The organism is Streptomyces sp. NK08204, from assembly GCF_020400585.1.
Taxonomy (GTDB): domain Bacteria; phylum Actinomycetota; class Actinomycetes; order Streptomycetales; family Streptomycetaceae; genus Streptomyces.
Genome location: NZ_JAINVF010000010.1, coordinates 85712 through 107758, shown reverse-complemented (window position 1 = coordinate 107758; position 22047 = coordinate 85712). Strand labels below are relative to the sequence as shown.

The window sequence follows — 22047 nt, the reverse complement described above, 5'->3', positions numbered from 1 at the left end:
GTGCCGTGCCGGCCGCCCCGCCCGCGGCCCGGGTCAGGTGGGGATCCAGTCCCGCCTGATGTGCGGGGTCTCGATGCTGAGCGACCGCATGTGCTCGATCGGGTTGGTGTACTCCCGGCTGGCGGCGATCCGGCCGTCGCTGAGCGTGAAGCCGTGGATGAAGTGGTTGCGGTAGTGACCTTCGGGATAGCCGGGGAACCGGATCGTCCCCTCGCCGTCGCACTCGACCCAGATGACGGCCGGGTCCTGCGTCTCGTAGACGTGCACGTCGAACCACTGCCAGTCGGGCAGCACCTCGAGGGACAGCTCGCCGTGCCGCTTCAGCTTCTCGCGGCCCTTGACGACGATGGGCCGGCCGATGTCGGTGTAGAAGAGGGACGCGGTGCCGTCCTCGGTGTAGAGGGTGTACCGGCTCAGCCGCGCCTCGGCGCCGGTCTCCAGGTACCGCTCCACGGCCTTCCGGTTGCGGGCCCGCAGGTCGTGGTGGTCGGTGAACACCGCGGCGGAGGTGTCGGTCCGCGGTGACAGGGATGACGTCATGGTGCTTCCCGGGAGGTCGAACGGGGGTGGGGGGTGCGCGCGGGGGTCACGGCTGGAGTCGGCTGATCCGCCAGCCGTCGCCGGCCCGGTCGTAGCGCAGCCGTTCGTGCAGCCGGTCGGTTCCGTTGGCCCAGAACTCCACGGACTCGGGCTCCAGCCGGTAGGCCACGAACGTCTCGGGACGCGGCAACGGCCGTAGCGGCTCGCCCAGTTCCAGGGCCTTGGCGCGCAGCTCTGCGAAGTGGTCGAGGCCGTCCAGCGGCCGGCTCTGCCGGGAGACGGTGCTCATGGCGTGGGTGAAGACGGCCCGGGCGGACCACAGGGCCTCGGCGTCGGCCTCGGGCAGCAGGCGCGTGGGGCCCGCCAGCGTGATCTGCTGACTGGTCTCCCGCCAGTACAGGACGCCGGAGGCCCACGGGTTCTCGGCCAGTTCCCGGCCCTTCTGACTGTCGACGTGGGTGATGAAGACGATCCCGCCGTCCGTCACCGAGTTGACCGCCACGATGCGGGAGGAAGTGCGGCCCCGGGCGTCGGCGGTCGCCAGTGCCAGGGCGCGCGGTTCGCGCACCCCGCGTTCGACGCTGCTCTCCAGCCACGAGGCCAGCAGGCCCATCGGCTCGGAGGGCGGCGCGAAGAACTCGGGGAAGTCCACCTGGACGGTGCCGGTGAGCGTCTCGGACCGGGTACTGCCGCGCCCCCCGTCGACGGCGTTCGGGGACGTGGCGTTCGACGTTGACAGATCAGACATGCAGCACTCCTTCTAGCGTGACGACGCCATGGCCGGCGACCTCGACGGAGTCGACCCGGTCGCCCTCCCCGTGGACGAGTGCGCCCATGGGAGAGGGGCGGCCCATCTCGACGCCCTGGGTGATCTCGATGCGCCGCCCGTACGCGCTCAGGCCGTGGCGGGCGAGGTGGATGGCGATGGGCCCGGCGGCGGAGCCGGTGGCGGCGTCCTCCACGACTCCGTACGCGGGCGAGAACATGCGGTTGCGCCAGGCGCTCCCGGATCCGGCGAAGCAGTTGACCGCCATGTCGAGGAAGCGGGACAGGGCGCGGTGGTCGGGATCCAGCTTCGACAGCGCCTCGACGCTCTCCAGGCCGACGAGGACATGGCGGGGGCCGTTGCGGTAGATCTCCACCGGGAGCGTCGACTCGCTCAGGCCGAGCGCCTCGAGGAGTTCGTCGACGCGGTCGAAGCGTTCCCAGACGGGCACCGGCTGGCGCATGCGGGCCGAGACGGCCTTGCCGTTCACGCGCTCCAGCTCGAAGGGGATGACGCCCATGGCGGTCTCGATGCGCAGCCGGTCACCGTCGACGCGCCGGCCCAGTGCGATGGCGGTGCCGAGCAACGGATGTCCCGCGAAGGGAAGTTCGTTGACCGGGGTGAAGATCCGCACGTGCGCGTCCCCGCCCTGCTGGGGTTCGAGCACGAACGTGGTCTCCGAGAGGTTCATCTCCCGGGCGATGCTCTGCATCTGCTCGGAAGTCAGATCGTCGCTCGCGAAGAACACCGCGACCGGGTTGCCGGTGAGCGGCACCCGTGCGAACGCATCGACGACGACGTACTGGTGCATCTGTTCTCCCACTTGTCATAGGGCTGCCGCCGGGCCGGGGCAGGCAGCGAGAAGCCGGGCCGGTGCCCCGGGGGAGGCACCGGCCCGGCGGGTTCAGGGATCAGGTCGGATCGGGGGCCGGGTCCGGCACGACCAGGCCGGCCAGGGCGGTGCCCAGGATGCGCGGCCCTTCCCGGGTGAGCACGGACTCCGGGTGGAACTGCATCGAGGCGAAGCCGGGCCCGCGCAGGCCGTGGACCTCCCCGGTGGCCGGATCGCTGCTGACCCGGACCGGGCCGAGGCCGTCGACGTGGAACTCGTCGGCCTCGCTGACGAGGGCGAAGGTGTTGTAGAAGCCGACGCGTTCGGTGCCACCGAACAGGTCGATCTCCTTCTGCACGCCCTGGTTGGGCACCGTCCTGCGGCGCAGCGGCAGGCCGAGGCGGAGGCCGAGGACCTGGTGGCTGAGGCACACGGCGAGGAACGGGCGGCGCTCGCGCAGCAGCGTGTCCACCGCCGCGTGCAGGTGGCGCATCTTGGGGTGCGCGATCTCCTGGGGATCACCCGGCCCCGGCCCCATCACGACCAGGTCGTGCCCCTCGAAGACGTACGGCTCGTCGAAACGGCGGACCGTCACGTCCAGTCCCAGCGAGCGCAGTTGCTGGTCGAGCATGGACGTGAAGGTGTCCTCGGCGTCCACGACGAGGACACTGCGACCGACCAGTTCCGGCCATGCCGACGCACGCCCGTCGGCGTCGGAGAGCCAGAAGTCGGCGATGGAGTCGTTGCGCAGCCCCAGTGCCTGGCGCACGCTGGGATGGTCGGCGAAGCGCGCCTGCTCGTCCCCGCCGAGCGCGGCCACGAGCCCGGCCGCCTTGGCGCGGGTCTCCGCGGCCTCGGAGGCGGGGTCGGAGTGCCGCACAATGGTGGCGCCCACGCCGATGCCGATGCGTCCGTCCTGGCCGATGTCGGCGGTACGGATGAGGATCGCGGAGTCCATGACGCGCTCGCCCGTGTCGTCCCGTCCGATGAGCGCCGCGGCACCGCTGTAGTACCCGCGGCCACCCGGCTCGTACTGGGCGATGATGCGGCAGGCGCTCTCCAGCGGGCTGCCGGTGACCGTGGGCGCGAACATGGTCTCGCGCAGGATGTCGCGCACGTCGCGGTCGGTGTGCCCCTCGATGAAGTACTCGGTGTGCGCGACCCTGGCCATCTCCTTGAGGTAGGGGCCCACGACCCGGCCGCCCGCGGTGCAGATCCGGGCCATCATCTTGAGTTCCTCGTCGAGGACCATGTACAGCTCGTCGGTCTCCTTGCGGTCGCTCAGGAACTCCAGGACGCCCGACAGGGTGGGGCCCGACAGCGGGTAGCGGTACGTGCCGCTGATGGGGTTCATGACGGCCGTACCGCCCTGGAGGCTGACGTGCCGCTCGGGCGAGGCACCGACGAGGGTCCGGGTGCCGGTGTGGATCAGGAAGGTCCAGTGGGCACCGGACTCTCCTTCCAGGAGCCGGCGGAACAGCGCGGGGGCGCTGCGCGGCCCGTAGTCGGTGATGTCGGCGACGAAGGTGCGCTTGATGACGAAGTTCGCGCCCTCCCCCGTACCGATCATCTCCTTGACGATGCGGCGCACCACCTCCTCGTACGCCTCGTCGTCGACGTCGAAGCCGCCGCCCACCAGCGGGGTGGGTACGTCGGGGATGCGTGCCAGCGCCTCGTCGAGCGGCAGCTGCTGCTGGCCGGTGACGGTCATCGCCAGCAGCGGCGTCCCGTCGTCGGCGCAGGCGAAGTCGCGCTCGGCCAGCTGCCGGTAGGGGACGACGACGAGGACCTCGTGGCGGGCCCCGGCGCCGGGACCCGGTGCCGGGGGCAGCGGGATGTCGGCCAGGGTGTCGGGCCGCGACACCGCGCCCGTGAGGACCTCGACGACGCCGGGTCCGGTGGTGCCGGGCCGGTGCAGCAGGGCGAAGGCTTGCGACGGTTCGTTCAGCGCCTGGTCGAGCAGATCGGCGTATGTCATGTGAACAGTCCCTTGACCGTGGTGACGCGGGCGCACCGCTCGGCGGCGTAGGTGAGAGCCGAGCGGTGGTAGTCCTGCGAGAAGTCGGCCGTGGCATCGGCCACGAAGAAGACCTGGATGTCGTGCGTGAAGGCGTCCACAGCGGTGGCCAGCACCCCGACGTGCGCATAGACACCGCACAGGACCAGCTGGTCACGCCCCGCCGCACGCATCCGCTCCAGCAGGTCGGTCCTGAAGAACGCGCTGTAACGCCACTTCGTCAGCACCCAGTCGCCCTCGGCCGGCGCCAGCTCCTCGACCACCTGACGGTCCTCGGGCTCGGGCCGCATCCCCGGCCCCCAGAAATCCTTGAGCAGACCACGCTCTTCATCGGTCATACCGCCCGGCTGAGCGGTGTACGCGACCGGCACACCCAGCCGGGCACAACGGTCACGCAACCGCGCCGCACGACGCACCAGATCATGGCGCAGACCCTCGGGAAACGGCTTCAGGAAATACCGCTGCATGTCATGGACGAGAAGGACCGACCGGTCGGGTACGGCCTCCCACGACACCACGGCCGACGGCAGGTCACCCTCGGAAGGCAGCGGGTAAGCGGGAATGGAAGGTATGCCGGACATGGCTCCAGTTCCTGGCTCGGCAGGTGGCTCAGGTGGCCTGCCATTTCACGGTCTCGTTCAATCCGGATACAGGCCGGACGGCAACCTGTGCGGTCGCCGCTGTACGTCAGCTCGCGGCTCGGACCCGGTCGTGCGCTGCGGCGGCCATCCGGTGATAGGCCGCGAGCTTGTAGTACTCCTCGCCGTGCGACAGCGCACCGGCGTAGACGAACACGCACTCGCCCTCGTACGTGTACGGCGCGTTCCTGGCGAACTTCCCGAGTTTCGGCTCGATGCGCGTGGGAAGCGCCGCGGGGTCGGTGGTCCTGGTGGAAAAACTGATCCGCTCGATCTTCGAAGAATCCCAGCCGAAGGTGGGGTACAGCGCCGACGAGGTCCCGATGAATTCGAGCATCTGCTCACTCGGCTCGGGCAGTCCGAACTCGCGGAGCATCGACAGCACGGTGTCGCGTTCGACGTGTTCGGCGGAGAGTCCGTTGAAGTAGACGTTCCACGTTCTGCGCGCGTAGTCGATCGCGATGGCCGACACCTTGCCGTCCAGGCCGTAGCCGGCGAACGACTTCACGTGCTCGGACAGCGCGCGCGGAATGGACGGGAGGTCGGCAAGCTCTGCCAGCCCCCGGAAGTCGCCCATCGGGAAGAAGGCGTAGGTCTTGTTGAAGCCGCCGGTGAGTCCGTAGTCGACGCCGTAGGACTGGACGGGAAGCCGCGCCTGGATGTCCGGGAAAAGGGCGCGGATGGGATGGTCCGTTTCGTCGACCAGACCGTGTGACAGGGCAAGCGCATACGGATCACCTGCGCTCGAGGACACCGCGAAGTCGAAGGACAGGTCCCCGATGCGACCCCCTCTGGTCACCATGTTGAAGACGACGGGGGAGATGAGTACGTCCTGGAACGCGGTCAGGACCGGCCACATCTTGTCGCGCGCGCAGGTTATGTCCAGCAGACCGGCCGCTTCCTCCACGGCTGAGTACAAGAGCTCGACATCGGCTTTTCCGGACATGGAACCCCCATTTTTCGATATGGAACGTCTGTTTGCTGCTCCGCGGCCGGCCGCCGCGAAGGAGGCGCGCGGCAGCCCAGCGGCGCCGGCGAAGTGGTCGGTCTGAATCATGCTTTCCGCGGCTCGGGACCGGGTCGAGAAGCACCACACAAGGGGACGCGCTCACCTGGCACTCAAGCGGATCGCAATGGGCCGGACGGAGGCTGGAACACGCACCTTCGGACGAATGAGAGAGGGCCTTGCATGGCAGCCGCTCAGCCCGGGAACGCACAAGTCCCGACGACATCCGGTACCCCCGAGGCGACGGAAGAGCTGCTCGAACTCGCTCTGGGCTACGTGTACTCGGCGGCCCTGCACAGCGCCGCGCGCTTCGGCGTCGCCGACCACCTGGTGGACGGTCCCCGCACGGCCGGCGAACTCGCCGAGGCGGTGGGGGCCCACGCACCGCACCTGTACCGGCTCCTGCGGTTCCTCGCCACCAGGGGCGTCTTCCGCGAGGACGAGACGGGCCGTTTCCACCTCACCCCGCTCGCCCAGCCACTGCGCACGGACACGGAGCGGTCCCTGCGCGACTACATCAGGGTGCGCGGCGAGGCCCCCTTCTGGGAGTCGGCGGGCCGCCTCCACGACGCGGTGCGCACCGGCACCACCGCCTTCGAGGGGCTGTACGGCGTCCCCTTCTACGACTACGTGGCCACCCACCGGGACTTCGGAACGGCCTTCGACTCCAGCATGGCGGCGTTCTCCGAGGCGCTGAGCAACGACATAGCCGAGGCCTGCGACTTCTCGCGGGCCAGGAGCGTCGTCGACGTGGGGGGCGGGCGCGGCGGCCTGCTGCGCTCGGTCCTGCGGCGCAACCCGCACCTGACGGGCATCCTGTTCGACCTGGAGAGCGCGGTGGCCGGACACGTCCTCGACACCCCGGACCTGGCCGGCCGCTGGAGGGCCGAGTCCGGGGACTTCTTCGTCTCTGTGCCGTCCGGCGCCGACGTCTATCTCCTCAAGCACGTGCTGGCCGGCTGGCCGGACGAGCAGTGCCTGCGCATCCTGCGCACATGCCGCAGCGCCATGCCCGCGCACGGCCGGCTCCTGGTGGTCAACGCCATGATCCCGGCGGGCAACGACCCGCATCCCGGCAAGACGATCGACATGCTGATGATGACGGTCCTGAACGGAAAGGGCCGTACCCGCGCGGAGTACGAGGGACTGCTCACGGCCGCGGGATTCGAGGTGTCGAACCTCCTGGAGCCCTCGCCGCACGCGTCCGTGGTCGAGGCGGTCCCGGCAGGCCCCACCGGCATCGGCTGACCCGGCCGACGCCGCCGCGGCCTGCGTCTGTTGTGCTCCAGTTGAACTCCAGAGGCACCGGAGTCGAGCAGTGCACCCTGTGAGGGGGAGGCACGTCTGTGTTCTTCCGTCACATCGCAGCGTTCCACGGGGAGAGACATGATCCAGCGCAGAACCGTCCTCAAGACCGGGGCGGCTCTCACCGGTGCCCTCGGCAGTGCGGGCTTACTTGTGCCCGTCATGGCCGGCACTGCACACGCCACCGACCTGGACCCGACCAGTGTCCCGCAGTTCCAGCAGGCCATGCCGGTGCCCAAGGCAATGTGCCCGACGTATGTGTCCGGCACGGCCAGCTACTACCAGATGACCATGAAGGAGGTGGACAAGGAGATCCTGCCGGGGCGCATGACCCGGGTGCGTACCTTCAACGGGAGCTTCCCCGGTCCCCTCATCAAGGCGGTCTCCGGCCGGCGCGTCGTGGTCAAGCAGACCAACCAGCTGAGCGTTCCCACCACGATCCACCTGCACGGCGCCCATGTGCCCTCCAGCAGCGACGGTTCCCCCATGGACCTCATCGCGCCGGGCGGCGGGTCGAAGACGTACACGTACCCCAACACTCAGCCGCACGCCAACCTGTGGTTCCACGACCACGCCCACCACTACGAGTCGGAGACCGTCTACCGCGGTCTGACCGGGTTCTACCTGCTCACCGACGACGTGGAGCGGAACCTGGGGCTTCCCTCGGGCGCGTACGACGTGCCGATCGCGGTGCGTGACGCGCGATTCGATGACAACGGCCAACTCGTTTACGAGATGGGCGACTTCATGAATCGCAATGTGATCCTGGCCAACGGCAAGGCCTGGCCGTACTTCGAGGTGGCCGCCCGCAAGTACCGCTTCCGGCTGTACAACACGGCCAACCTGCGTTTCTTCACCTTCCAGTTGTCCGACGGCTCGGCCTTCCAGCAGATCGGTTCCGACGGCGGCCTGCTGGAGCAGCCGATCGACGTGACCTCGGTGAGTCTCTCGCCCGGTGAGCGCGCCGACATCGTCGTCGACTTCTCCCGGTACGACGCCGGAACCACGCTGATCCTCAACAACACAGCGCCGCTGCTGCCCGGTGCCCCCGCCGACCAGGTCGGGCGGGTCCTTCAGTTCCGGGTGACCGGTCCGGCCGCGGACTTCAGCACCGTGCCCGATTTCCTGCGCGAGCTGCCGGATCCCGGCAGCGCCACGGTCAAGCGCAACTTCGTACTGGCCATGGACGAGACCGGCGTGACGTCCGACGCGTTCATCAACGGCAAGACGTACGACATGGACCGGATCGACACCGAGATCGAGTACGGAACCACCGAGATCTGGACCGTGCAGAACGCGAATCTCTACACCCCGCACAACTTCCACATGCATCTGGTGCAGTTCCGCGTACTGGAGCGCGACGGGAAGCCCGTCACCTCCGGCCCTGAGAGCGGGCTGAAGGACACCGTCGCCCTGCAGCCCGGGGAGACGGTCAAACTGCAGGCGACCTTCACGGGCTACGAGGGCACCTACGTGTACCACTGCCACATGATCGACCATGCGGCGATGGGCATGATGGGCAACTTCCGGGTCAGCAAGACCCAGAGCACCGCCCGCTGACGCTGGTACCCGCAGGGCACGACAAGGAACTCGTGCCGGGCCCCCGGCACGAGAATGCCGGCGCCGGGGGCCCGGTGCCTGGTGGAGCGAGATACCGGCCAGGGTGTCATCTCATGTGAACAGTCCCTTGACCGTGGTGACGCGGGCGCACCGCTCGGCGGCGTAGGTGAGAGCCGAGCGGTGGTAGTCCTGCGAGAAGTCGGCCGTGGCATCGGCCACGAAGAAGACCTGGATGTCGTGCGTGAAGGCGTCCACAGCGGTGGCCAGCACCCCGACGTGCGCATAGACACCGCACAGGACCAGCTGGTCACGCCCCGCCGCACGCATCCGCTCCAGCAGGTCGGTCCTGAAGAACGCGCTGTAACGCCACTTCGTCAGCACCCAGTCGCCCTCGGCCGGCGCCAGCTCCTCGACCACCTGACGGTCCTCGGGCTCGGGCCGCATCCCCGGCCCCCAGAAATCCTTGAGCAGACCACGCTCTTCATCGGTCATACCGCCCGGCTGAGCGGTGTACGCGACCGGCACACCCAGCCGGGCACAACGGTCACGCAACCGCGCCGCACGACGCACCAGATCATGGCGCAGACCCTCGGGAAACGGCTTCAGGAAATACCGCTGCATGTCATGGACGAGAAGGACCGACCGGTCGGGTACGGCCTCCCACGACACCACGGCCGACGGCAGGTCGCCCTCGGAAGGCAGCGGGTAAGCGGGAATGGAAGGTATGCCGGACATGGCTCCAGTTCCTGGCTCGGCAGGTGGCTCAGCCGGCCCAGGACGAGATCACGGACATGGCCTGCCACGGGGTGAGGCGAGGGTCGCAGAACGAGGTGTAGCGCTCGCCGACCGTGGCGAGGTCGGCCTCGGTGGTGGCGCACTCCGTGACGTCGTCCGGCGTCGTCTCCAGGTGCAGGCCGCCGGGAACGCCACCTGCGTCCCGCACGGCGGTCACGAAGCGGGAGACCTCGAGCGCGATGGTCTCCACGAGCCGGGTCTTGTGGCCGCTCGGCGCGGTTATGGTGTTGCCGTGCACGGGGTCGGTGAGCCAGATGGCCGGGTGGCCCGCCTTGCGTACGGCCTCGACCAGGCGCGGCAGCCGGTCCGCCACGGTGTCGGCGCCCATCCGTGCGATCAGGGTGAGTTTGCCCGGGTCGCGCCACGCGTCGAGCCGCTCGCACAGGGCCAGCAGTTCGTCGGGCTCCATCGAGGGGCCGACCTTGCACGCCACGGGGTTGGCGACCTGGGAGAGCAGGGCGACGTGGGCACCGTCGACCTGGCGGGTGCGCTCGCCGATCCACGGCCAGTGGGTGGAGCCCAGGAACAACCGTCCCTGCTCGTCGATGCGGAGCATGGGGATCTCGTAGTCGAGGAGCAGTGCCTCGTGGCTGGTCCACACGCGGGGGCTCACGACGTCGCGTCCCGCGGCGCGTTCACGCCAGCCCAGGTGGTCGACGATGTCGCTCGCGGCCATGTAGCCGGTGAGGATGCGCAGCGGGTCGGCCCGGCGGCTCTCGGCGTCCGGTTCCGGGCCGTTGACCATGTGCCCCCGGAACGAGGGTAATTCGACACCCTCGACGACCTCGGTGGCCTGGGACCGGGGTTTGGCGAACTGCCCCGCGATGCGACCCACGCGCAGGACGGGCTTGCCGGCGATCAGGCCGAGCGCCCCGGCGAGCAGGTCGAGCACCGCCACCTTGCGTGCGACGTGGTGGGACCGGCACTCCCGCGGGTCCTCGGCGCAGTCCCCGGACTGCACCACCAGGGCCTCACCGAGGGCCACCTTGCCGAGCAGGGTCCGCATGGTGGCCACGTCGTCGGGCTGGACTAAGGTGGGGCGCGCGGCAAGTGCCTCGCCCACCCGGCTCAGCTGGAGCGGATCGCTCCATTCGGGCTGCTGCAACGCCCCGCGGACACGAATATCACGGATGACGTCCTTCGCGACGTCCTTCATGCCGTACTCCGATCCAGCGGTGATGTCGTTCGTGTCAGGGACATCGTCAGGTCGGGATTCCCGTGCGCTTGATCTCGGGAACCGGAATACCCAGGGCCCGCAGCTGCTCGAACGGATTCATGAACTCGCGCTGCCGCTTGATCTTCCCGTTCTCGAACTCGAACGAATGCAGGAAGTGGTTCTCGTAATAGCCTTCCGGGTAGTCCCCGAAACGGATCTTTCCGTGGCCGTCGCACTCCACCCAGAAGTGGTTGGGGTCGTCCGTCTCGAAGATCCGGACGTTGTACCACTCCCAGTCCGGGAAGCACTTCAGGGACCACACGGCGTGCTCGGCGAGCCGGTCCCTGCCGTGGGTGGCGACGGGAGAGCCGGTGTCGGTCGTCCACAGGCCGCCGACGCCGTCCTCGGTGAACAGCTCGTGCCGGCGCAGCCGGTCCTGCCCCTTGGTGTTCATGTACTGCTCGACGATGGCCCGGTTGCTGCGCCGCAGCTCCGCCTCGTCGGTGAAGCCCTGGGAGTTGACACTTTCGGACACGATGCCCCCTGTGTGTTTTCCGGGAAACTGAAGGAACGAAGAAGGCGGTCCCGTCGCCGGGACCGCCGTGGTCGTCACCGCTCGGCGCCGCCGGGCCGAGCGGGTCTGCGACCGGCCGTGCCTCTCCCGGTCGGTCCGCCGGGAACGGCTCTCGGCCGGCTATCGGATGTGGAGGTCGTCGAGGTACGACCGGACGTCGCGGCGGGTCTCCGCGACGGAGTCGCCGCCGGACTTCTCCACGACCGCGTCGGCCAGGACAAGCACCACCATCGCCTCCGCGACATTGCCGGCGGCCGGCACGGCAAAGGCGTCGGAACGCTGGTGGTGGGCCTGGGCCTCCTCGCCGGTGGTGACATCCACGGTCTTCAGGGCGCGCGGCACGGTCGCGATCGGTCTCATCGCGGCCCCGCACCCGCAACAGCTCTCTCGTACGCCGCCAGAATGCGGACGAGAAGCGGCCGACTCACCGCGGCATAAATGTTTTCGGGCAGGGAGGGCGTGCAGAAAGCGTGACACAGGCCAGCCTTGTGATCCAAGGACCCCCAAGGTGACTTGGATCACGGACAGACCGTTTACAACTGGCATATTGAGGGACGTCATGAATCGAACTGCCCCTGTGAGTCTGAGTTTTCTTGCCTTGCTTCCCCTCACTTTCTGACTGTTGCCTCAGATTTCCCGCCGCGAGGGCGGTCGAGGAATTCGCTGAATCTCATGAACGGTCGAACTCGGATAGAGAACGGATACGGCCTCGGTCGAGGACGACGACCCGGTCGGCGAGGCGAGGCCCGCGCGTTCGTGCGTCACCAGCAGCGTGGTCCGGCCCCGGGTGGCGTCGAGGGTGTCCGCGAGTACGTCGCAGTGCGGGGATCTCCCGCAGCAGGCGGCGTTCGACCGGCTTCATCCAGGTGACTCCTCTGCCTCGCTGCCGCGGCTCAGAAGTAGCTGGGGTGCCGGCGGCCCGTCCGCCCGCGGAACACCCACCAGCTCATCGTCTGGTAGGCGAGGATCAGCGGGATCAGCACGACCCCGAACCCGGTGAGGATCTTCATCGTGGCGTCGTCCGTGACCGCCTCGTCGATGGTCAGGCCCGCGCCCGCCGAGCTGGTCAGGAGGTACGGGTACTGCCCCGCGCCCACGAGCAGCACGAGCAGCACGACCGCACCGCAGGTGGCCACGAAGGCCCGGACCCGGTGGCCCTGCCGGGCGGCCCACCAGGCGACGGCGAGCGCGGCCGTGAGCAGGACGGCGAGGATCACCGAGGTTGTGCGGTTCGTCATCGACGCGCCCGCACCGAGCAGCGTCAGCAGCAGTGCCAGGCCCCCCGCGGCGCCCGCCGCCTGCAACAGGCCGGTGCCCAGCCGCCGTGCCGTGGCGGCGGTGCCAGGGCCCGAGCGCAACGCGACGAAGGCCGCCCCGTGCGCCGCGAGGAGCAGGGCGAAGGCCACGCCGCAGGCGAGCACGAAGGGCGAGAACACGTCACCGAGGCCGATGTGGAAGGATCCGTCGGCCCGCCGGGGCACGCCGTGCAGCAGCAGGCCCACGACGAGCCCCCAGCACAGGGCGGGCAGCGCGCCGCCGAACACGATCAGTGCCTCCCACCACCGCCGGCCGCGATCGCTGCGGGCGCGGCGGCGCAGCTGGACGGCCGCGTTGCCGAGGACCAGACCGACGAGGATCGCCACGATCAGCGGGTACAGGCCGGACAGCAGGGTGCCTTCCAGGTGCGGGAAGGCACCGAACAGGACGCCGGCGAAGGCCACCAGCCAGACCTCGTTGCCCAGGAAGAACGGCGCGATGGCGTCGAGGGCGGCGTTCCCGCCGGTGCCCTCGGTCTCCTGGTCTGCACGGAGGAAGGGGTGCAGCATCTGTGCGCCGTAGTCGTAGCCGCCGAGCACGAAGTACCCGGCGAGCAGCAGCCCGAGCAGGGCCAGCCAGAGGATCTCCAGACTCATCTCGCTCAACTTTCCATCGCGGCAGGTCAGTTCGTGGGTGCCGGGCGGCGGCTGCTCAGAAGGAGAGAACCGTCTGCCTCTCCTCGACGAGCGGTTCGGTGGCACCGAGCTGGGTGGCGTCCGGTCCGCGGCGGGCGAAGCGGGCGATGAGGGTCCAGTTCACCACCGCGAGCGCGACGAAGATGGCGACGAACACGGTGCAGGAGGCGGCCAGCGAGGCCCTGCTGACGTGGGAGACCGCGTCCTCCACCTTCACATGGCCGTAGACCAGCCAGGGTTGGCGGCCGACCTCGCGGACGATCCAGCCTCCCACGGAGGCGATGAAGGGGAACGGGATCATCGCTGTCATCAGATACGCGAGGGGACGCCACCGCACCAGCCAGTCCTTCCAGAGCAGGAAGACGGCGATGAAGGTGATGGTGGACACGGTGTTGCCGATGACCGACATCAGGTCCATGGAGTCCCGCACCCAGTCCTGCCAGGGCACGTAGTTGCCCGGCCCGAACTCCTTGACCATCCGCGCCTGCTGCTCGGCGACGCCGCTGTTGTGCAGGACGGCCGCCTTCATGGGCTGGGTCCGCTCGATGACGGGCATCTGCATCTGGCCGACGATGATGACGAAGAAGGAGGCGAGCATGCTCACCCACACGCCCAGGCGCAGCGAACCGCGGAACAGTTCGGTCTCCTCGGTGCCGCGCGCGAAGTGCCAGGCGCTGATCCCGGCGACGAAGACTCCGCCCGTGGTCAGCGCGCCGAGCGTGAGGTGGGCGAGCGCCATCTGGGCGTTGGCGTTGGTGAGCAGCGCCCCGAAGTCCGTCAGGTAGGCGACGCCGCCGCGCACTTCGTAGCCGACGGGATGCTGCAGGAAGCCGTTGGCGACCAGGATCCAGAAGCCGGAGGCGTACGCGGTCAGGGCGGTCAGCCAGATGAGCGTGACGTGCACGCCCCTGGGCAGCCGGCCCCAGCCGAATATCCACATGCCGAGGAAGGTGGACTCGGCGAAGAACGCGATGAGGGTCTCCAGGGCCAGCGGGGCACCGAAGACGTTGCCGGCGAACTTGCTCAGGCCGCTCCAGCTGAGCCCGAACTGGAACTCCATGACCAGGCCGGTGACGATGCCGACCGCGTAGTTGATGACGTAGAGCTGGCCCCAGAAGCGCGTCATGCGCTCCCGGACGGCTCGCTTGGCCGGATCGCGGGTGTACGCGGCCCGGGTGTGCATGATCGCCACGATCGGGACGAGCCCCATGGTGAGGATCACGAACAGCCAGTGGATGCTGGTCGTGGCCGCGAACTGGAGTCGGGCCAGATCCGCAGCGCTCATGAGGCGACCTCTCCTGACGGACGGGTACGGACGGGACGGCGGACGGGTGCGGGGCCCTCGCCTCGCGTGTGCAGATGCCGGGTGTCGCTGCCCGTCACCTGTGCGGTGACCCCGCGGATGATCATAGGAAGATCTGCTTATGCGTTTCCAAGACCTTCTTTGCCATGTGAAGATGCCTTCGAAGGCATAAGGAGAGGTGGAACCGGCCGTGGATCTCCTGCAGTTGCGCTACTTCCAGGCCGTCGCCCGGTACGAGCACATCAGCCGCGCCGCTGAGGAACTGCACGTCGCCCAGCCGGCGCTCAGCCGCACCATCGCCCGCCTGGAGGCCGACCTCGGCACCCTGCTCTTCGACCGGCAGGGTCGCCGCATCCGGCTCAACGAGTACGGCACGGTGTTCCTGCGCCACGTCGAACGCGCCCTGAACGAACTCGACGACGGCCGCAGAGCCCTGCGCGAGGCCCGTGACACCGGGCTCGGCCGGGTCAACGTCGCCTCCGAGACCCTGCTGACCATCACCAGTGTCCTGGGCAGCTTCCGGACCGCATGGCCCCGCGCCGACGTGCGGCTCTTCCAGTCGACCGCACAGGAGATGAGCCGCCAACTGCGCGCGGGCGAGGTCGACTTCTGCGTCGCTTCACAGCCGCTGAACGGCACGGACCTGGAGTCGGTGGAACTCGCCCGGGAAGAGGTGCTGCTCGCGGTCCCGCGCGGGCACTGGCTCGACGGAAGGGAGAGCGTGACGATACCCGAGATCGCCGACGAGCCCTTCGTCACCACGCGGCCCGGACACTGGCAGCGCACCCTCCTCGACCGGCTGTTCGCCGCCGAGGGGCTCACCCCCCAACTGTCCTGCGAGGGCGACGAACCGGGCGCCAGCCAGGTCATGATCAGCGTGGGCCTCGGCATCGGCCTCATCCCCGCGGTGTCCCGCGAGGCCGGTACGGAGACGCGCGTCCCGGTCGCCTGGGTGCACCTGGACGCACCCGGCTGCCACCGGGTGCTCACGCTGGTGCACAAACGCGACGCCTACCTCTCCGAAGCCGCCCTGAAGTTCAGGGAGTTCATCACCAGCAGGCCCTTCACGACGCACCAGCCACCGGTCCTGACCCGCGACTGCGGCAACACCCCGTCCTAGGGCCCCCGCCGCCGGAGGTGCCCTGGCGAACCGGGATCTCCCCTGGTACGTTCCCTTCAGGCTGCCGTACCCCCGGCCATAGCTGTCGCGTGTCCCAACGGCCGGTGTGCGAAGGCGAGTCGGCAGGGGTGTCGCATTCCCTGCCGGCCTGGGGCAGCACATCACCCCTTTCTGTGATCACTCGACCGGTTCGCGTGCCGCGGTGCGCGCATCCGCGCGCCCGAAGGCCGCCGAGGAGTCCCCCCATGCCCAAGATCCCGCGCTGGCCCGACACCGCGTCCGTCGTCGTCGTAGGGGCCGGCCAGGGCGGCTACCAGACGGCCGCCTCCCTGCGCGAGCAGGGCTTTCCCGGACGCATCACGCTCATCGGCGCCGAGGACGCCCTTCCCTACGAACGGCCGCCGCTGTCCCAGGCGTACCTCAAGGGCGAGGCCGACGACAGCCAGCTGTGGCTGCGGCCCGTGACGTACTACGGACAGCGGTCGATCGACCTGGTCACCGGCACCGTGACCGACATCGACCGGGCCGCCCGCACGGTCCGCCTCGCCGACGGCACCGTCTACGACTACGACCACCTCGTGCTGGCCACCGGCGCCCGCCCCCGCACCCTCGAGGTACCAGGAGCCGGGCTGCGCGGCGTGCACACCCTGCGCACCGCGCGGGACGCCGCCGCGCTGCGCGACGCGTTCACCGCCGCCCGGCGCGTCGTGGTGATCGGGGCCGGTCTCCTCGGCCTGGAATGCGCCGCCGCGGCACGCGGAGCGGGTCGCGAGGTGACGGTCGTCGAGGCACAGGACCGCCCGCTCACCCGGGTCGCCTCCGCGCCCACCGCCGGGCACGTCACCCGGCTGCACCGCCGGGAGGGCACCCGGTTGCTGTTCGGCCGGGGCGTCGCGGCCCTGCGCGGCACCTACCGGTGGGGACGCGTGGCGGAGGTCGAGCTGACGGACGGCAGCAGCCTGCCGGCCGACCTGGTGCTGGTCGCCGTCGGCGTCAGCCCGCGCACGGACCTGGCCGCCGCGGCCGGTCTCCCGGTGAGCGACGGCATCGCCGTCGACTCCCGGCTGCTCACCGCGGACCCGCACATCTCGGCCATCGGTGACTGCGCGGCGTTCCCGCATCCCCGTTCCGGCAGCCCGCTGCGTCTGGAATCGGTGCAGAACGCCGTCGCACACGCCCGGCTGGTCGCCGCCCGGCTGACCGGGGCGCCCGCTGTCCACGGCGAACCGCCCTGGCTGCGCAGCGATCAGTTCTCGACGACCCTGCAGATCGCCGGACTCGGCGACGGACACGACGGCGAAGTGGTGGTCGGTGACGACCCCGGGGCCTTCTCGGTCCTCCTCTTCCAGGGGCAGGAACTGCGGGCGGTGGAGTCCGTCAACCGGTCCGACGACCACGTGGCGGCACGCCGGCTCCTCAGGAGAGCCGCCCCGGTCACCGTGGACGACGTCGCCGCCGCGGGGTTCACGCTGCCCCCGTCGTTTTCGTGACCCGACGGACACCACAGTCCCTGGCCCAAGGCAACTCCCGTCGGCGGCGACACCCCGCGCTCCGGCCTCACCCCGCTCACCCCCGTCTCCGGCTTCACCGGTCTCACCCTGGCGACGACCCCCCGAAACAGCGCCGGCAAGCTGCTGCGGCGGGGTGCGTAACCGTCGCGTCCCTCAGACCCTGGCCCAGCTCTGGGAGGACGCCCCCGACCGGCAGGTCGCCTCGGCCACGCCACCGCCGAAGGCGAGGTCGAGGCAGCCGCCGTCGAGGACCGCGTGCAGGGAGCTGCCCGAACCCGTCCGCCACAGGCGGGCGCTGCCGCTCTGCGAGCAGTCCCCGACGAAGACGGCCTGGCCGTTGCCCCGGACTCCCCTCGCCGGGCTTCTCCGTGCCGGAGTTCTCCACCGCGGGAGAGGCCGAGCGTCTCTTACCGGGTTCCGGCTTGCCGGACGGGGTTGTGGTACGCACGCCGGACGGGGCGGAGGCCGTGACCGAGGCGGCCGGGGTTCCGCCCGCGTCGGTCCCTCCCGCGTCGGTGGCGTAGGGCAGCAGCTGGAAGCCCAGCGTGGCGGCGCCGACGACCACCACCGGTACGACGGCAACGAGAAGCCGGTTACGACGCCGCTCCGGCTTCGTCTGGCCATGGCGGGCGAGGACTGCCGGATCGTCGGCGAAACGGCCTCGTCCCACCACCTGGCGCAGGCAGATCTCGTCGGGTACAGCGCGCCGCCGTACGGCCTGGTCCCGCACCGCCGGCGAAGACGCCCGCCATGACACCGTTTTCGTAACCCAACGGACACCACTGACCCTGTTCCCGAACAACTCCCCCTTCTTACACTGAGGTTGAGGGGGAGGTGCGGTGCACAGACGGTTGCACGGGCGAGGAGCGCTGTTCGACGTCGATCCGCCCGGTCTTGCGCCGCGGCTCGTGGGGCTGCGCCCCCACCAGCACCGCGGCCATCCGTACGAGCACCCGGGCGAACTGCCCCTGGTGCTGCTCACCGGCGCCCGCGGCCTGGGCAAGAGCGCGGTGCTCGGCGAGCTGCGGGACGCCTACCAGGGACATACGCCGGTCGCGCTGATCGACTGCGCGCAGGAGCAGTTCGCGCGGCCCCCGGCGGAACGCCCCGCCGACTCCTGGTCGCCGCTCGCGCAGGCCCTGCTGGTGATCGCCGAGCAGCTCGCGGCGCCGGTGACCGGCGCCGGGCGGATCACCTTCCCGCGGCTGATGTCGGGCCTGGTCGCGGTCGCCGCGGGCGGCTGGGGCGACGCCGACTCGGAACGGATCCGCCGGGAGGTCGAACGGATCCTGCTGCTGAACGAGCGCGGCACCTGGATCAGCGGCCTGGCCGGGCGCTGGGCCGGGAAGGTGGCGGCCAAGGTGGTCGCCGCGGCCACCGGCACCGGTCCGCTGGTGTCCGGCGCCATCGAGGCGACACTGGAGTCGGTCGCCGAGGGCTTCAGCAACCGCAGGCAGCACAAGGCGTCGGTGTGGTACCGGACGTATCCGAACGCGGGCGACAACGCCCAGCGCGGGCTGATCCTGCTGTCCGGGCACTTCCGGGCGGGCGGCAGCTCCCGGGAGCACGCCGAGCGGTATCTGGTGCGGGCACTGCTCGCCGACCTGACCGACGCGTACGCGGGCGTGCTGCCGCGCATGCAGCGCCTGGGGCGGCCCCTGGTGCTGCTGGACAACGCGCAGTGCGCGCCCGGCCCCGGGCTCGTGGAGGCGGTGCTGCGCGACCGCGCCGAGGGCGTCGAGGACCATGTGGCGATCATCGCGGCCCGGCGCGGCGAGGGCCGCGAGGAGCTGCCCGGCGCGGTGCGGCGGGAGCTCGCGGAGGTGGCCCGGCGCAGCGACTGGGCCCCCGACGCGGCGCCCTCCTCGCGGGCGCTGTGCGTCGCGCTGCCGCCGCTGAGCCCGGACGACACCCTGCACATGGTCGGCGCGGTCTGCGGGGACACCGCCGTGCCGCCTCAACTGCCCCACGCCACTCATCGGTTGACCGGCGGGAATCCGCTGGGCATCGTGCTGCTGGCCGAGTCGGCCGCGCAGCGTCTGCCGCAGGCGTCCTCACTGGGTGAGCTGCTCACGACGGACGTGCGGCCGGGCGAGGACGAGCCGGGGCTGCCCGCCTACCAGGTGCTGCTGGACCGGCTGGTGCCCGCCGAGCACCTGGACGAGCTGACCGTGCTGGCCGCCGCCCACGACCACGACTCGGCCTGCGCGCTGGCCGCCGCGCTGCTCCCGGACACCTTCGGCCCGGCGGACGTCCGCGCCTTACAGACCCTGCTGGCCGAGGAGGGGCTGCCGAGCGTGCCCGGCCAGTTCGTCGGCGACCCCTTCGTGCGCACCCTGCTGCTCCTCCGGCTGCATCTGCGCGACCGGGACCACGCGTCGTGGCGCAGGGTGCACCAGACGCTGATCGCGCACTACCCCGGCGCGGAGCGCGCCCGCTACCGGCTGCACCACGAACTCGCCCTGGGGAGGACGGAGTCGGCGGTCAACCACCTGCGCGACACCTTCACCGTTCTCGACACCCGGACCTGGCTGCGCGCCCTGCGCTTCATCGCGTCCGCGCCCTATTTCCACCCGCACGACGCGATGGGCCGCGACGCCGCCGACGGGGGCGACGGACGGACTGCCGTCGCGCTGGGCCGCAGCGACGCCCGGCGGCGACAGCCGCAAGGCGCGGACGCCGTCCTGCACCTGCGGATACGGCGGCTGCTGCACGCGGTGTGGCAGCTGGCCGATCCGCTGGTGCTGCCCGACCCGAAGGTGTGCGACCGGCTCCGTTTCGAGCTGGAGCAGCTGTCCAACCTGCGGCCCGCGGGCAACGCGCTGCTGTGGCGGGCGTCGAGGGACTGGCCGGCGGCGGCGCTCGCCGGGCGTCCCCTGGACGACCCCGACGGCACCGACGACTCAGACGACGAGGGCGACGGCCCGGACGACCGGAGCGGGGAGGCGTGATGGCGCGCAGAGGCGTGGGCACGTGGATACGCGAGGGCGTGTGGGAGATCCCGCTGCGCCGCTACCTCGCCCTGCTGGTGACGGCGGCCTTGGTGACGGGCGTGGTCTTCGGGGTGCGGACCCTCACCCACACCGACCGGTCCTGCGCGCCGGGGGTGTCCCGGCCACCGGGCAGCGACGAGTGCGTGGGCGTGGCCACCGGCGACTACGACTTCGGCCGGCCGCAGCTGCGGGACGTCGTACGGGCGATCGCACGGGAGAACGACCGTCTCAAGCCCGGCAGTTACGTCACGGTGGCGCTGATGCTGCCGTACACCTCCGCGTCGCCGACGAACATGAACGACATCCAGCACCAGCTCCAGGGCGCCTACCTGGCGCAGTACCGGGCCAACCACGACTCCAACGGCGAGGCCCCGCTGATCCGGCTGACGCTCGCCAACCCGGGGGCCGGCGGCGGGCAGTGGCCGCGGACCGTCGACCAGCTGGCCCGGATGACGACGGGCGCGGACCGGCTGCGGGCGGTCGCCGGGATCGGGCAGAGCACCGACGACAACAAGCAGGCCGTGCGGGCGCTGACCCGGCGCGGGATCCCGGTGATCGGCTCCTCCATCACCGCTGACGACCTGGCCAACGGACAGCACGGCCAGGACCCGTACCCGGGCCTGGCCCGGGTGGCACCGACCAACACCGACGAGGCCCGCGCGCTGGCCTCCTTCGCCAAGGTGAGCGCGGGCAAGGCGCTGCTGGTGTACGACAAGCCGGGCGACCCGTACACGCGCACGCTGCAGGAGTCGTTCGCGGCGCTGATCAAGGGCTCGCCGTACGAGCCGCAGCCGTTCACACCGCCCGCCGACCGCAGTGAGGAGGGCACGACCGCGAACACCTTCCGGCAGATCACGCACCTGGTGTGCGACACCTCCCGGGAGACCGACACGATCCTGTTCGCGGGGCGGCACACGCAGCTCAGGCAGTTCATCAACGCGCTGGGGGGACGTGGCTGCCAGGACCGGAGATTCACGGTGCTGACCGGGGACGAGGCGTCGTACCTCACCCATGAGAGCACGCTGGACCGCAGCGCCCTGCGGCACAACCTCTCGGTGCGCTACACCTCCCTCGCCCATCCGGACGCCTGGACCCGGGACCCGGCGAAGAGGGGCGGCTCGGCGGCGGACTTCCGGCAGCTGCAGCAGATGCTGACGGACGCGGCGCGGGAGCCGGTCGGCCCGATCGGCCCGGCCCCGCTGGACGACGGGCAGCTGATCACCGGCTACGACACCATGCGCCTGGCGGTGCACGGCATCCGCGAGGCGGTGCCCGACGGGGGGTCCGTCCCGGCGCTCGCGGACGTCGGTCTGCAGTGGCCGCAGGTCAAGGGCTCGCTGCGGGTGGACGGGGCGAGCGGCTGGATCTGCCTGGACGTGCACGGCAACCCGTACGACAAGGCCGTACCGATCGTGGAGCTGACCCCGCGGGGCGGCGCGCGCTTCGTACGGATCGCCTGGCCGGAAGGCAAGCCGCCGGGCAGGGAGTGCCTGCCGCCCTCCTAGGCCGCCCGACCCAGATATTCGTCCAGCCGTTCGAATCTGTTCCGCCAGTCCTGCTCCGACGCCCTCTCGCCCTGGAATTCATGGGTGAAGCGCAGCACGCTCGCCGCGTCCCCGGCCCGCTCCAGGTGGAAGCGGATCCGGCCGCCGCCCTCCACGGTGTACTCGGCGACCCGGTCCACGTCCCACGCCGTGACCTTCCCGGTGCCCAGTCCGGGCAGGGCGACCAGGCCGCCGAGCCGGGGTTCGAGAACGTCGACGGCGGTGCACCAGCCCGCGAGTCCCTCGCGGGTGGCCACCGCCGGCCAGACGTCTCCCATCGCCCTCGGGAGCCGCACCGTGAAGTGGAGTATGTGCGTGTTCCCGTGGGTCTGGCTGGTGCCCTGTGCAATGGAACCGCTCATGACACCAGTGTCACCGACCGGCCGGGCGGACAGCTACCCCGGACGGCTACCCCGGAAAGCTACCCCGGACGGC

At 70.5% G+C, this 22047-nt stretch carries 18 protein-coding genes and 1 pseudogene; 6 read left to right on the top strand and 13 right to left on the bottom strand.

Going from position 1 to position 22047, the window contains the following annotated elements:
• Positions 1–33: 33 nt before the first annotated feature.
• The 6 genes from K7G59_RS17755 to K7G59_RS17730 form a co-directional block, all read right to left on the bottom strand.
• A complete protein-coding gene (locus K7G59_RS17755; RefSeq protein WP_225835312.1) occupies positions 34–540 on the bottom strand; it encodes a PhzA/PhzB family protein in 507 nt (168 codons plus the stop codon).
• 46 nt (positions 541–586) lie between these two features.
• The gene (phzG, locus tag K7G59_RS17750; protein ID WP_225835311.1) at positions 587–1288 is read right to left on the bottom strand and encodes a phenazine biosynthesis FMN-dependent oxidase PhzG; all 702 of its coding nucleotides are present in this window, start codon (positions 1286–1288) and stop codon (positions 587–589) included.
• Complete coding sequence (locus tag K7G59_RS17745) at positions 1281–2117, bottom strand: PhzF family phenazine biosynthesis protein (protein WP_225835310.1); 837 nt, start codon at positions 2115–2117, stop codon at positions 1281–1283. Before K7G59_RS17745 ends, phzG begins: the two co-directional genes overlap by 8 nt.
• Before the next feature lie 100 nt (positions 2118–2217).
• A complete protein-coding gene (locus K7G59_RS17740) occupies positions 2218–4116 on the bottom strand; it encodes an anthranilate synthase family protein (protein ID WP_225835308.1) in 1899 nt (632 codons plus the stop codon).
• Positions 4113–4736, bottom strand: coding sequence for an isochorismatase family protein (locus K7G59_RS17735; RefSeq protein ID WP_225835304.1), 624 nt, complete (start codon positions 4734–4736; stop codon positions 4113–4115). The genes K7G59_RS17740 and K7G59_RS17735 overlap by 4 nt, the downstream gene beginning before the upstream one ends.
• A gap of 106 nt (positions 4737–4842) precedes the next feature.
• Entirely contained in the window at positions 4843–5739 is an 897-nt protein-coding gene (locus K7G59_RS17730) for an aromatic prenyltransferase (protein ID WP_225835307.1), read from the bottom strand.
• 243 nt (positions 5740–5982) lie between these two features.
• Here K7G59_RS17730 and K7G59_RS17725 point away from each other — a divergent pair, with 243 nt between their 5' ends.
• Both K7G59_RS17725 and K7G59_RS17720 read left to right on the top strand, forming a co-directional pair.
• Positions 5983–7047: an acetylserotonin O-methyltransferase gene (locus K7G59_RS17725; protein WP_225835306.1), complete on the top strand. Its 1065-nt coding sequence runs from the start codon at positions 5983–5985 to the stop codon at positions 7045–7047.
• A gap of 138 nt (positions 7048–7185) precedes the next feature.
• Complete coding sequence (locus tag K7G59_RS17720) at positions 7186–8664, top strand: multicopper oxidase family protein (RefSeq protein ID WP_225835305.1); 1479 nt, start codon at positions 7186–7188, stop codon at positions 8662–8664.
• Positions 8665–8775: 111 nt separating this feature from the next.
• Here K7G59_RS17720 and K7G59_RS17715 read toward each other — a convergent pair whose 3' ends face one another.
• The 6 genes and pseudogenes from K7G59_RS17715 to K7G59_RS17690 all read right to left on the bottom strand — a co-directional run bounded on the left by K7G59_RS17715 (position 8776) and on the right by K7G59_RS17690 (position 14426).
• Positions 8776–9399 (bottom strand): isochorismatase family protein, encoded by a 624-nt coding sequence (locus tag K7G59_RS17715; protein WP_225835304.1) that lies wholly within the window; start codon positions 9397–9399, stop codon positions 8776–8778.
• Positions 9400–9427: 28 nt separating this feature from the next.
• Positions 9428–10615 (bottom strand): 3-deoxy-7-phosphoheptulonate synthase, encoded by a 1188-nt coding sequence (locus K7G59_RS17710; protein ID WP_225835303.1) that lies wholly within the window; start codon positions 10613–10615, stop codon positions 9428–9430.
• 46 nt (positions 10616–10661) lie between these two features.
• On the bottom strand, positions 10662–11150 hold the full coding sequence (locus K7G59_RS17705) for a PhzA/PhzB family protein (protein ID WP_225835302.1): 489 nt from the start codon (positions 11148–11150) through the stop codon (positions 10662–10664).
• Positions 11151–11309: 159 nt separating this feature from the next.
• Positions 11310–11580 (bottom strand): annotated as a pseudogene (locus K7G59_RS17700) (chorismate synthase); the annotation flags it as partial.
• Positions 11581–12082: 502 nt separating this feature from the next.
• Positions 12083–13102, bottom strand: coding sequence for a cytochrome d ubiquinol oxidase subunit II (locus K7G59_RS17695; protein ID WP_225835551.1), 1020 nt, complete (start codon positions 13100–13102; stop codon positions 12083–12085).
• Positions 13103–13157: 55 nt separating this feature from the next.
• On the bottom strand, positions 13158–14426 hold the full coding sequence (locus K7G59_RS17690; RefSeq protein WP_225835300.1) for a cytochrome ubiquinol oxidase subunit I: 1269 nt from the start codon (positions 14424–14426) through the stop codon (positions 13158–13160).
• Positions 14427–14634: 208 nt separating this feature from the next.
• Here K7G59_RS17690 and K7G59_RS17685 point away from each other — a divergent pair, with 208 nt between their 5' ends.
• From K7G59_RS17685 to K7G59_RS17670, 4 genes are all read left to right on the top strand, one after another.
• The gene (locus tag K7G59_RS17685; protein WP_225835298.1) at positions 14635–15564 is read left to right on the top strand and encodes a LysR family transcriptional regulator; all 930 of its coding nucleotides are present in this window, start codon (positions 14635–14637) and stop codon (positions 15562–15564) included.
• 245 nt (positions 15565–15809) lie between these two features.
• Positions 15810–17054 (top strand): NAD(P)/FAD-dependent oxidoreductase, encoded by a 1245-nt coding sequence (locus tag K7G59_RS17680; RefSeq protein ID WP_225835296.1) that lies wholly within the window; start codon positions 15810–15812, stop codon positions 17052–17054.
• An 860-nt stretch (positions 17055–17914) separates the two neighbouring features.
• A complete protein-coding gene (locus K7G59_RS17675) occupies positions 17915–20026 on the top strand; it encodes a hypothetical protein (protein ID WP_225835294.1) in 2112 nt (703 codons plus the stop codon).
• Positions 20026–21573 carry a hypothetical protein gene (locus K7G59_RS17670; RefSeq protein ID WP_225835292.1) on the top strand — a complete coding sequence of 516 codons (1548 nt, stop codon included), beginning with the start codon at positions 20026–20028 and terminating at the stop codon, positions 21571–21573. The genes K7G59_RS17675 and K7G59_RS17670 overlap by 1 nt, the downstream gene beginning before the upstream one ends.
• Here the strand turns inward: K7G59_RS17670 and K7G59_RS17665 are convergent.
• A complete protein-coding gene (locus tag K7G59_RS17665; RefSeq protein WP_225835290.1) occupies positions 21570–21974 on the bottom strand; it encodes a hypothetical protein in 405 nt (134 codons plus the stop codon). The two genes, K7G59_RS17670 and K7G59_RS17665, sit on opposite strands and share 4 nt — an antisense overlap.
• Between the last annotated feature and the right edge of the window lie 73 nt (positions 21975–22047).

What these genes read in the sequence shown, in the direction of transcription:
- K7G59_RS17755 (WP_225835312.1), bottom strand. Translation starts at nt 540, where the DNA reads ATGACGTCATCCCTGTCACCGCGGACCGACACCTCCGCCGCGGTGTTC.
- phzG (WP_225835311.1), bottom strand. Translation starts at nt 1,288, where the DNA reads ATGTCTGATCTGTCAACGTCGAACGCCACGTCCCCGAACGCCGTCGAC.
- K7G59_RS17745 (WP_225835310.1), bottom strand. Translation starts at nt 2,117, where the DNA reads ATGCACCAGTACGTCGTCGTCGATGCGTTCGCACGGGTGCCGCTCACC.
- K7G59_RS17740 (WP_225835308.1), bottom strand. Translation starts at nt 4,116, where the DNA reads ATGACATACGCCGATCTGCTCGACCAGGCGCTGAACGAACCGTCGCAA.
- K7G59_RS17735 (WP_225835304.1), bottom strand. Translation starts at nt 4,736, where the DNA reads ATGTCCGGCATACCTTCCATTCCCGCTTACCCGCTGCCTTCCGAGGGT.
- K7G59_RS17730 (WP_225835307.1), bottom strand. Translation starts at nt 5,739, where the DNA reads ATGTCCGGAAAAGCCGATGTCGAGCTCTTGTACTCAGCCGTGGAGGAA.
- K7G59_RS17725 (WP_225835306.1), top strand. Translation starts at nt 5,983, where the DNA reads ATGGCAGCCGCTCAGCCCGGGAACGCACAAGTCCCGACGACATCCGGT.
- K7G59_RS17720 (WP_225835305.1), top strand. Translation starts at nt 7,186, where the DNA reads ATGATCCAGCGCAGAACCGTCCTCAAGACCGGGGCGGCTCTCACCGGT.
- K7G59_RS17715 (WP_225835304.1), bottom strand. Translation starts at nt 9,399, where the DNA reads ATGTCCGGCATACCTTCCATTCCCGCTTACCCGCTGCCTTCCGAGGGC.
- K7G59_RS17710 (WP_225835303.1), bottom strand. Translation starts at nt 10,615, where the DNA reads ATGAAGGACGTCGCGAAGGACGTCATCCGTGATATTCGTGTCCGCGGG.
- K7G59_RS17695 (WP_225835551.1), bottom strand. Translation starts at nt 13,102, where the DNA reads ATGAGTCTGGAGATCCTCTGGCTGGCCCTGCTCGGGCTGCTGCTCGCC.
- K7G59_RS17690 (WP_225835300.1), bottom strand. Translation starts at nt 14,426, where the DNA reads ATGAGCGCTGCGGATCTGGCCCGACTCCAGTTCGCGGCCACGACCAGC.
- K7G59_RS17680 (WP_225835296.1), top strand. Translation starts at nt 15,810, where the DNA reads ATGCCCAAGATCCCGCGCTGGCCCGACACCGCGTCCGTCGTCGTCGTA.
- K7G59_RS17670 (WP_225835292.1), top strand. Translation starts at nt 20,026, where the DNA reads ATGGCGCGCAGAGGCGTGGGCACGTGGATACGCGAGGGCGTGTGGGAG.
- K7G59_RS17665 (WP_225835290.1), bottom strand. Translation starts at nt 21,974, where the DNA reads ATGAGCGGTTCCATTGCACAGGGCACCAGCCAGACCCACGGGAACACG.